The sequence below is a fragment of the Frankia sp. CeRuru1 genome (assembly GCF_977966315.1).
Map to the genome: position 1 here is coordinate 2551 of NZ_CDWWEW010000125.1, position 8296 is coordinate 10846.

The following is an 8296-nucleotide window of genomic DNA, read 5'->3' on the forward strand; positions in this document are numbered from 1 at the left end:
TTGGATGTCCGGTCCGGCTGCGGGACTGCGTCTTCGACCATCGGGTGAATCTGTACGGGGCGAGAACCCGCCAGCTCGATCTCACCGGTACGCACTTCCGCGGAATCCTCGCGTCGAACGCCGTCATCGAGGGCAACCTCCGGCTCTTCGACTGCCGGTCCCGCGGACCGGTCATCCTGGCCGGCACCCGGATCAACGGAGCGCTGCTGCTCTCCGGCGCCCGCTTCGAGGGCCCCGGCTCCGCCTTCGACGCAACCCGGCTGCACGTCGAGGACGACCTCCTCGGTGGCCCCTCACCCGACGGCCGGTACCTGTCGGCCCTGCGCTGCGACGGGGAGCTGAGGCTGAACAACGCTGTCGTGGGCGGATCGGTGCGGTTGGAGGGAGCCCACCTGAGCAGTCCCACGGGCACCGCGCTGGCGGCATTCGACCTGAAGGTCGCCGCGATGCTCAACTGCTGTGAGGGGTTCCACGCCCAAGGGACGGTGAGCATCGCCTACGCCGAGGTGGGCAGCCGGGTCTGCCTGGAGGGGGCCCGCCTGGACGGCGCGCGCCCCGGCGACGACAGCCCTGACCATGGCCCTGACTGCGGCCCTGACTGCGGCCCTGACTGCGGCCCAGGCCACGGTGCCGGCAACAGCGCCGGCACCAGCGGCTCGATCGCATCGACGCGAGACTCTGGCGCCGGCGGCGAAGCTATGGAGCCACCTGCAGGACCTGCTCGTGGGATACGGATTCCGCCCGGTGCGGGCCGCCTCGTGGATCGCGCTTCTGGTGGTGGCCGGCAGCGTGCTGTTCGACCTACGGCCGCCGGCGCCGGTCGACGACACCGCCGCGTCGGCCTTCCACGCCCCCGTCTACACCCTCGACCTGCTGCTGCCCCTCATCGACTTCGGGCAGGAGCAGCACTTCACCCCGCGCGGCGCGACGGTCTGGTTCGCCTACTTCCTCATCGCCGCCGGTTGGGCGCTCGCGACGACGGTCGCCGCCGGGATCACCAGGACGCTGCGCGGCGGTTGACGCCGGACCTGGACGGCCGTCAACGCGTTGCGCGCGCTCGTCGCGCGCTCGTGGGGAACCGGAGCCGACCGCGGCCTGCTCCCCGTCACCGCCCCCGGTGGTGACGACGGCGGTCCGCGGACGGGGCAGACTGGCCGGGTGGAGGTTCTCAGCAGCCGCATCCTGCTCCGGCCCACGGATCCGCAACGCAGTCACCGCTTCTACCGCGAGACCCTCGGGCTGGCGGTCTACCGCGAATTCGGGCCGCCGGAGGAACCCGGGCTGGTGTTCTTCCTCGGCCAGGGCCTGCTGGAGGTGTCCGGGCGCTCGCCGCGCCCGGCACGGCCGGTGGGCGCGGGCGGGGAACCGGTGGGCGCAGGCCGGGAACCAGTGGGGACGACGCGGCTCTGGCTGCAGGTGCGTGACCTGGCGGCCGAACACACCCGGTTGAACACGGCGGGTGTCGTCATCACCCGGGAGCCGCGGCGTGAGCCGTGGGGACTCGACGAGATGTGGATCGAGGATCCGGACGGCGTCCCGATCGTGGTCGTGGAGATCCCGCCCGATCATCCCCTGCGCCGGGACCGGAGATCCCTCGCCGACGGCTGACGCGCGGGCCCGTCGGGACGGCGGGGCTCACCCGGACGACCCGATGCACCCGCGTCGGGGTGGCGCAGAGCGCCGCCCTGGCCTACGTGTCCACCCGGTTCCTGGCCCGCTGGTTCGAAAGGTGAACCTGTTGTCCTCCCAGCAGGAGGAGGTCGCCCGGCGTTTCGCCCGCAGCGGGATCGACCGGTTCGCCTCGCCGACCCGCTGGACCAGGCTGCGACCGGCGAGCCCCTGCTCGACGGGGGACGGGCGTGGCTGCGCTGCTCCGCCCGGCCACCCGTCGAGGCCGGGGACCACTTCCTCATCATCGGCCAGGTCCTTGAGGCGGACACCGACCCGGAGGCGTCCCCGCTCATTTACCACGACCGGACCTTCCACGTCCTGCCGTAACCCGGCCCGCCGTAACCCACGTCCTGCCGCGTAACCCACGTCCTGCCGTAACCCGGCCTGCCATCACCCGCGGCTTGCCCGAGGAGCACGACCGGCTCAACCGGCTCGGCACCGCTCTTGACCCTGCCCTCGGCACCGCTCTCGACACCGCCCGCCGAGCGGGGCTCCGGTCGCCGTGGCGCAGGCCCCGGCCGCGCACCGGCACACCACGGAACAACCCGCCTGTTCACCGTGCAGATACGGAACTATCATGCCCAGAGTTTCGCATCTGCGGATTAGCAGAGCGACAGGGTCCGCGACTGCGGAAACCGGACAACGGATGAACGGGTGGAGGAACGGGACACGTGAGATTTCGCAAGATGAAGACGGCGGCCCTGGCGGTGCTCGGCGCCGGGCTTCTCGCGACCGCCGGATGTGGCGGCAGCGACGGCGGCGCTGCGGCGACGCCCTCCGCCACGGCCAGCAGCGCCGCGAGCGGAGTACAGGGGACCGTCACGGTGCTCGCCGCCGCCTCGCTGACGAGGTCGTTCACCCAGCTCGGCAAGGACTTCGAGGCCGCGAACCCCGGATCGAAGGTGACCTTCTCCTTCGCCGGCAGCTCGCAGCTGGCCCAGCAGATCACCTCCGGCGCCCCGGCCGACGTGTTCGCCGCGGCGAGCCCGGCCACGATGAAGACCGTCACCGACGCCGGCGACAACGTCGGCGCGCCCAAGGTCTTCGTCCGCAACCAGCTCGTCATCGCCGTACCGAAGGGCAACCCGAAGGGCGTCACCGACCTGCCCGCCCTGACCAGGCCGGGGGTGAAGGCCGCGCTGTGCGCCGAGCAGGTGCCCTGCGGAGCCGCCGCGAAGAAGGCGCTCGCCGCCGCCGGGGTGAACCTGACCCCGGTCACCCTGGAGCAGGACGTCAAGTCCGCACTGTCGAAGGTCACCCTCGGTGAGGTCGACGCCGCGCTGGTCTACCGCACGGACGTCAAGGCGTCGGCGGGCAAGGTGGACGGCGTCGAGTTCCCCGAATCCACCAAGGCGATCAACGACTACCCGATCGTCGCGCTGAAGAACGCGCCCAACGCCGCCGGCGCCACCGCGTTCGTCAACTTCATCCTGTCCGACAAGGCGAGCACCGTGCTGACCAACGCGGGATTCCAGGCCCCCTGACCCCAGGCCCCGCTGATCCCCGACACGGTCATCCCGTGGTGGAGCAGGCGGACCCTGCACTTCGACTTCGCCTGACGAGGTTGCCCCGAACCTCCTGCGTGGAAATCGGCGTTAGGCGGCGGTCGCCGCTGTCCAGGCTTCGTCGGTGACGATCTCGATGCTGAGGGTGGCCTTGTAGCTGTGGCCATGGATCCGGCCTCTGGCGGTGTTGGCGGCGTAGACGGAGATCGCGCGTTTAGCGCGGCCCGCGATCGGCTGTTTCGCCAGGTACGGCTCGCCGTCACCGTCGAACGTGCCCAGGCCGGCCCCGTCGGGCGGGCGGACGTCCCGCCCCCGCGGGCTGTCCGTGGCGTCCAGCAGCCAGAACGTCGCGCTCACCCGCTTGCGCCCACTGCTCATCGCGAACATGTGGCATATGGCACCGTCCCCTCGGCCCACCCCGTCACCGGGGCGACAAGGTCAACCGTCGGCCCCGCGGCTCTCGGTAACCCCGCCGGCCCGGTCGCCGTAAGGACCCGACCAGCAGCACTGGGAGCCTTCCCCATGCCATGAGGTGGCACCCATCCGCCGTGCCACGGGCCGGCCTTGCCGCCCGGCCCGCCGGGTCAGAAGGTCCACAGCTTGACGGTGGCGTCCGCGCCGGCCGACGCGAGCTTCTCGCTGCCGTCCGCCAGCCGCAGGGATGCCAGCGCACGAACTCCGTCAGTGTGGTCGACGAGCGCAGCACCCACCTGGGTATGCGACACCGGGTCCCAGAGCCGGATGGACCGGTCGTCCCCTCCAGACGCCACCAGCGGCTCCCCACCGCCGGCGAGGGCCGCCACCGCCCGCACACCGGCGGTGTGGCCCCGCAACTCTCCGACCGCGGTGGCCGCCACCGGGTCCCACAGCCGCACAGCCGCGTCGTCCCCGCCGGAGACCAGCAGCGGCCGACCGGCGACCACCAGCGCGGCCAGGGCGCGTACCGCACCGTTGTGCCCGGTCAGCGACCGCCCGAGCGCCGCGCCGGTCAGGAGATTCCACAACCGGACGGTGCCGTCGTCGCCGCCTGAAGCGATCATCGGGACGCCGGCGACGAGCGTGACGACCGCGAGCACAGCACCCTCGTGGCCGCGCAGGGGCTGGCCGACCGGCTGCCCGGTCGCCGCGTCCCACCGCCGCACCGTCGCGTCGACACCGGCCGAGACCACCAGCGGCTGACCGGGCTGCCCGCCGGCCGTCACCGCCCGCACGGCCCCCGAATGGCCCGTCAGCGGCGCCCCGACCGCCACCCCGGTCACCGGGTCCCACCGGCGCACCGTCCGGTCCCCACTCCCCGAGACCACCAGCGGACCGGTCGTCGCGCTGCCGGGTGGGGCCGCGACCGACAACACCGCCCCGGTGTGACCCAGCAGCGGCTCACCCACCGGCTCGCCGTCAGCCCTCCACAGCCGCACTGAACGGTCCTGGCCGGCCGAGGCCAGCAGGGCATTCCCGCCGGCGAGCCCGCCCACCGCGGCGAGCGCCAGCACCGGACCCGCGTGGCCGGTCACGGTCTGCGCGACCGGCGCCGACCGTTCCGGCGTCCACAACCGCACCGTGCTGTCGACGGAGCCGGACGCCAGCATCGAGCGCCCGTCCGGCATCGGGACCGCGGCCAGCGCGGTGACACCGGACTCGTGGCCGGCGAGTGGGGGGCCGACCTGCTGGCCACTGGCAAGATCCCACAGCACGATGTCCCCCCCGTCGATGCCGGCCGCGAGCAGCGTCCGCCCGTCCCGCAGCGGCAGCGCGGCCAGCTCACGAACGCCGCCAGGCAGGACGCGCGGCAGCCCGACGGGATCGAGGCTTCGCACGTCCCGTAACACCACGAGACGGCCGAAGCTGTGGGCCAGCAGCGGCTGGCCGTCGGCACCCGGCACCACCACCGCAGCCCCCAGCTCCGCCCCGGCGTCACGCGCAACCTCGGTCATGTGGGCGTGCTCGTCGGTCAGCCAGTCCATGCTCCACAGTCGCAGGGCGCCGAAGGCACTGGCCATGACCAGGTGAGCCCTGCCGTCCAGGTGAACGACGCTCAGGCACCTCAGCAAGTCGAACTGGTCCAAGGGGTGCCACGGCAGCCGGGCGACGACGGACAGGGCGGGCAGGTCCAGCAGGACGACCGATCCCTCGTCCTCACCGAAGATCAGCAGCCGCCGGCCGTCAGCAAGGTTGAGCTGCGTCATACACCGCCCCTGACCGGGCACGGTCGGCCCCACCTGCTGGCCGGTGTCAGCGGCCCACAGGCGGATGTGCGACTCGGTGTGGCTCTCGCGCGGGCCGTCCTCGACGTTCACAGCGGTCCCGGTGGCCACCACCCGGCGCCCGTCGGGCAGGACGAGCGGCGTGACGGTGCCGACGAAGTCGTCCGGCTCCAGACTGATCGGTTGCCCCGCCGGCTGCCCCTGCGGGGTCAACCTCACCAACTCGGTACCTGGTGCGGCAACGCTCGCGAAGACCAGCACCCGGCCGTCGGCCATCGGCACGGACCCGACGCCGAACACGTGGAAAATCTGCGGCAGGACCCGGACTGTGGCGCCGGCATCCCACCCGTCGAACGCCGTTGCCATCGCCCACCCGTCGTTGTCGTCGAACGCATCCACCAGAGCGCAGGTAACCCAAGATCACATTACTCGGGCGGCGCGGCGCCTGAGCCTGTCGAGCGGGACCTGCCCTCGTCGGCTGCCGGACACCTTCGGCTGTTGCGACTCGGACCCGGGCCGTCATTTGGGCCTGATCACCATGGCCGGCTCGGTATCGTGCGAACCGGCAGGTTAGATCACGAAAGCGTGGAGGCGCAGGTGGTTTTCGACTACACGACCGAGTTCCCGCGCGAGGACCCCAACGTGGTGCCGAGGTTCACGCGCAGCTTCCACCACCAGGACTGGTTTGACGGCGTCAGCACGGTGCAGGCCGAGCGGAACGGAGCCGAGGAGGGGTTCAACCTCCGCTTCCACCGAATCGAGAGCGACCTGGACGGGCTGAGCGCCGACGGCCGCGTGTCGCTGACCGAGCTGGCCCGGGTCCGGGCGGACCTGCACGACCTGCTCGGCGAGATCCGCACCGAGCTGCGCCGGCTCGACACCCCGTTCAGCGAGGCCTGGACCACGCCGCCGCTGGCCGGCACCTGGCGGCGCGCCACCACCACCGACGACCTACAGTTCAACCCGCCCGGCTACCTGAAGGACCGGTCCGGCGTGGTCCACCTGCGCGGGGCGCTGACCGGTGGTGCGGAGGCCACCGTCGCCGCGTCACTGATCTTCACCTTGCCACCCGGCTACCGGCCGAGCACCCGGCAGATCTTCAGCGTCTTCAGCTCCGCGGGCACCACGCGCATCGACGTCCTCGACACCGGCGCCGTGGTCGCCCGCAGCACCCACGGCAGCTTCCTGTCGTTGGACGGGTCCACCTTCCGGCCGGACTGACGGGTCCACCTTCCCGCCGGGCCTGGGAGCGCCCGGTCCTCACCGCAACGTCCACGTGCCGCGGAACCGTTCGGTGACCGCGGCACAGAGGTCCTCGCCGACGGCGGTCCGCGCCGGCGCGCCCGGCGGCCGGGCATGGGCACCCACAGCCAGCGCAACCTGGTAGGCCAACGCCTGGCAGCGCGCCGCCCCGAGTCCGGGGTCGGCAGCCCACGCCGCCACCACGGCTGCCGGCACGACCAAGCCCAGGGCGGCGAAGCCGGCCCTCAGCCCGGCCTCGATCTCCGGTGCGGACAGCGGCGGCACCGCGAGGGCGGGGACGCCGCCCGGCCCAGCACCGCTCGGCCCAGCACCGCTCGGCCCGGCACCCGGCCAGGCCGGTGCCGCCGTGCCTACCGCGATCACCACCGGACCCGGACCGCCCGGGACGGCGGCCAGCACCGCCTGCCAGCCGTCCGCGGGCAGCTTGTGCACGTCGTCGAGCACCCAGGCGTGGCCGGCCCGGCCTAGCTGCCCCACCAGCCGGCCCACCGGCACACCCGGGATGCCGGCACGGCGCCGTCCCGGCAGGTTGTCCAGGTAGTCACGCACGCCCATCGGCGCCACCGCCCGGGTCACGGCGTCCCAGCCGTCCGGCGCGGCGCCCAGACCGGCCAGCGAGACCGCCGCGTCCAGCAGGTGCTCAGCCGCCGTCCACCGCCGGTCGCAGGTGGTCGTCACCGCCGGGCAGCCAAGGTCGAGCAGGACCTCCTCCACCAGCGACGACTTGCCGGCGACGGGCGGCCCGTGCACCAGCACCAGCCGCGGGGAGTCCCGCAGCAGCGCGGTCAGCGCCGCGTGCAGGCCCGGCCGGGGTCCACGGGCCCGGCCCGGCCGGCCGAAGGGGTTGAAGACCTCCTCGACGTTCACCCGCGCCGGATCCGGTCACCCGCGGCGGACGCCGGTCCGACGGAAGCGGCGGAACACCCGGGCCGTGGTCACCGGCAGCGGGTCGGCGGTCCCGTCGCCGTCCACGTCGAGGTGGCGGCGCCGGATCGCGAACGTGTTCGCCTGGATCCCGGCCGGCACGGTCCGCTCGACCACGTTCATCAGGAACTCGTACTGGTCCAGGTTCAGCGTCGCGCCGGCCGGCAGTTCCAGCCGTACCTGGTACGGGTCGGCCAGCTCGCTGCTCCGGTAGGCGAGGGTGACCAGCAGCGTGATCCCGGTGCCGGCCGGGCGCACCACCGCCGCGGAGCCGCCGGAGTCGATCGCGGCCGGCAGCCCGGTCACCGGCAGCGCGTGCCAGCTGACGCCGGAGGTCCGCCGGCCGGACAGGTTGAGGCCGCCCAGCGGCAGGCCGCGGGTGGACACCACGACCAGGACACGGTTGGTCTCCAGCAGCGCCATCGCCACGGCCGCGGCCAGCCCGTGCCCGGCGAGCGCCTGCACCAGGTCGAGGGCCTCCCGTGCCCCGTCGCCGGCACGCCAGAGCGCCCCGACCGACAGGTCGATGCGCAGCGTCGCGACCTCGGAGTCCGGGACGGATGCGGCCTGCGCGGCGAAGTCCGACTCCGGGGTGGCCACCGCGAGCCCGGCCCCGGTCAGCACCGCGACCAGGCCGGGTGCCGCGACGGCTCCCAGGACCCGCGCTGCTCGCTGCCCCGAACCACCTGCCACGGCGGGTGCCCAGCCGCCTGCCACGCCCACAGCGCCTCG

9 protein-coding genes are annotated in these 8296 nt (G+C 73.3%); 5 read left to right on the forward strand and 4 right to left on the reverse strand.

The genetic code is table 11. The features are described from left to right. Positions 1-576: 576 nt before the first annotated feature. The 4 genes from AC08OP_RS11255 to modA all read left to right on the forward strand — a co-directional run bounded on the left by AC08OP_RS11255 (position 577) and on the right by modA (position 3155). Positions 577-1020, forward strand: a complete 444-nt coding sequence (locus AC08OP_RS11255) for a hypothetical protein (RefSeq protein ID WP_476614141.1) — start codon at positions 577-579, stop codon at positions 1018-1020. Between the two features lie 27 nt (positions 1021-1047). Further along, positions 1048-1608, forward strand: coding sequence for a VOC family protein (locus AC08OP_RS11260; protein WP_476614142.1), 561 nt, complete (start codon positions 1048-1050; stop codon positions 1606-1608). Between the two features lie 255 nt (positions 1609-1863). Further along, entirely contained in the window at positions 1864-1998 is a 135-nt protein-coding gene (locus AC08OP_RS11265) for a flavin reductase family protein (protein ID WP_476614148.1), read from the forward strand. 344 nt (positions 1999-2342) lie between these two features. Beyond that, positions 2343-3155: a molybdate ABC transporter substrate-binding protein gene (gene modA, locus AC08OP_RS11270; protein ID WP_476614143.1), complete on the forward strand. Its 813-nt coding sequence runs from the start codon at positions 2343-2345 to the stop codon at positions 3153-3155. 111 nt (positions 3156-3266) lie between these two features. On the opposite strand, the gene AC08OP_RS11275 is transcribed toward modA, so the two are convergent. Continuing rightward, the gene (locus AC08OP_RS11275) at positions 3267-3554 is read right to left on the reverse strand and encodes a hypothetical protein (RefSeq protein ID WP_476614144.1); all 288 of its coding nucleotides are present in this window, start codon (positions 3552-3554) and stop codon (positions 3267-3269) included. Between the two features lie 206 nt (positions 3555-3760). Beyond that, positions 3761-5776: a WD40 repeat domain-containing protein gene (locus tag AC08OP_RS11280; protein WP_476614145.1), complete on the reverse strand. Its 2016-nt coding sequence runs from the start codon at positions 5774-5776 to the stop codon at positions 3761-3763. Between the two features lie 198 nt (positions 5777-5974). Here AC08OP_RS11280 and AC08OP_RS11285 point away from each other — a divergent pair, with 198 nt between their 5' ends. Beyond that, on the forward strand, positions 5975-6598 hold the full coding sequence (locus AC08OP_RS11285) for a hypothetical protein (RefSeq protein ID WP_462202682.1): 624 nt from the start codon (positions 5975-5977) through the stop codon (positions 6596-6598). Positions 6599-6637: 39 nt separating this feature from the next. On the opposite strand, the gene AC08OP_RS11290 is transcribed toward AC08OP_RS11285, so the two are convergent. Together AC08OP_RS11290 and AC08OP_RS11295 are read right to left on the reverse strand one after the other, a co-directional pair. Then, positions 6638-7507 carry an ATP-binding protein gene (locus AC08OP_RS11290; RefSeq protein ID WP_476614146.1) on the reverse strand — a complete coding sequence of 290 codons (870 nt, stop codon included), beginning with the start codon at positions 7505-7507 and terminating at the stop codon, positions 6638-6640. Positions 7508-7522: 15 nt separating this feature from the next. Continuing rightward, the coding region (locus AC08OP_RS11295; RefSeq protein WP_476614147.1) for a hypothetical protein at positions 7523-8296 on the reverse strand (774 nt) is incomplete at its 5' end.

Excerpts from the sequence above, each read along its gene's own strand:
- AC08OP_RS11255 (WP_476614141.1), top strand. The coding sequence starts at position 577 with ATGGCCCTGACTGCGGCCCTGACTGCGGCCCTGACTGCGGCCCAGGCC.
- AC08OP_RS11275 (WP_476614144.1), bottom strand. The coding sequence starts at position 3,554 with ATGAGCAGTGGGCGCAAGCGGGTGAGCGCGACGTTCTGGCTGCTGGAC.